Origin of the sequence: Corallococcus sp. CA053C (genome assembly GCF_003611675.1) — a bacterium.
In the GTDB taxonomy this organism is placed as follows: Bacteria; Myxococcota; Myxococcia; order Myxococcales; family Myxococcaceae; genus Corallococcus.
Genome location: NZ_RAWA01000753.1, coordinates 1 through 1,715, shown reverse-complemented (window position 1 = coordinate 1,715; position 1,715 = coordinate 1). Strand labels below are relative to the sequence as shown.

Sequence of the window (1,715 nt, the reverse complement as noted above, 5' to 3'; positions counted from 1 at the left end):
CTAGAGCGCCGAACAGGTTAGGTCACGCCGCGCGCTGATAGCGCGCGGTGACCTCGAGGTTTTGGACGACCGCGAGTCGCCTGAGGTCAAAGAGGTTGCGGCGCGTGCCGCGATAACGGGCCTTCGGGCCCTGGCGGTTGGCGAGATGTGCCAGGCAATGCTCGACGCCGACACGCTCGCGGAGTTGTGCGCGGCCCGCGCGCGACTGGAGACGTGAGCGAAGACGCTTCTGGAGCCGCTCATCGTCACCCATCGTGACGCTGCGCCCCCTTCCGGACGCGGCCTGGGTACAACTTGAGCGCAGCTTGCACGGCCCGCAGGCTTCCGGGTCGAAGTGCACGACGGCGCCGGGCTCGAAGGGCTCCACCTCGCCAGCAGGGCACGTGAGGGTGCCGTCGCGGATGTTCACTTTGAAGTCGCGCTTGCCGAAGAGTCCTGGCTTCGCGCTGACTCCTCGCCACGGTCGGCAGACGATGTCGCCACCGCTCGCCAGCACGTCTTCGGTCATGGAGCTGTTGAGGTACGCCCTGTCGATGAGGAGGACGTCGGGGAAGAGGTCCTGGTGGGCCATGTCTTCCTGCAGTGCACCCGTCGCCTCCTCTTCGGGGCGGTTGGCTGGCGTCACGGCGCAGGCGACCACGAGGTCGGTGTCGAGGTCGGTGCCGACGTGCTGCTTGTAGCCATTGAATCGCCTGCTCTTGCTCTTGCGCCCGTGGCGCATGTCGGCGTCCTCGATGGAGATGCGCCTGTCGGCCGCCACGCCCTGTCGAATCTGCACGCCGCCCTCGGGGCGCGACTCGAGGTCCTGCGCCTTCACCTGCGCGAGCGCTTCGATGTAGCGAGTCAGCGGAGCCGCGACGCACGACTTCGACTGTGTCGCCACCCAGGCCATGAGACGGTCGAGTTGCCGGCACAGGCGATTGAGTGCGTCGAGCTTCGCGTCGGGCGCGCTCCAGTCGATATCGAGGCCGGCCTTGATGCTGCTCGCCAGCAGCAACGGCGCATCGGCCTGCTGACACACCTCCTCGACGTCGGTGCCGAGTGCGAGCGCCATGCCCTCGGCCACCTTGCGGCCTGCGTGGCCGAGCAGGTTGAGGGTGTCCTCAACCCGCCCGGCCCCTTCTAAAGGGCGGCTATCGACCCCCACTCGCAGCGTCTTCGGCGTCTTCTTCGAATCGAACCCCTTCGTCCGCTTCGCCACCTCGACGGTGCGCTCCAGCAGTCGGCGGTCCATCTCGGTCGCGATGAGCCGCTCCCTGAATTGCTGCAACCCGCCCTGCGAGAAGGCGGGCGCGTCCTCGTCCGCACCGAGTCGGTCCAATACCATTCGCCACCGGCTGTCGGTGCCCGAGAGGCACACGGCTTCGGCGTCCGATGTCTGCGTGTAGGCCTGCACCAGCAGCGCCATGCACATCATCGCGGGCGGCTGCGGCGCTTGCCCCTGGCCCGTCTGTCGGTACATCGCTTCGAGCTCGTCCTGAAAGGCCTCGTCGAACAACTCGTGCCGATGCTCGCGCAGGAAGACGAAGAGCTTCCTGCTCTTCCCCGCGAGCTTCAGCAGGCGTTGCTCCCGGACACTCTGCTCCACAGCCGGCTTCCAGCGCTCCACGAGCCACCTCCGTGAGGTGGCGACCTATGCACGCAGCGACCACCCGCGTCGATCGCTCGCGCAAGTATTCGACTTTCCTCGGGCGGAAACCTGATCGGCGCTCTAG

General features: G+C 67.2%; 1 protein-coding gene. It reads right to left on the bottom strand.

The features are described from left to right. Positions 1 to 22 precede the first annotated feature (22 nt). Positions 23 to 1,609: an IS1182 family transposase gene (locus tag D7V97_RS42835; RefSeq protein ID WP_120616248.1), complete on the bottom strand. Its 1,587-nt coding sequence runs from the start codon at positions 1,607 to 1,609 to the stop codon at positions 23 to 25. Positions 1,610 to 1,715 lie beyond the last annotated feature (106 nt).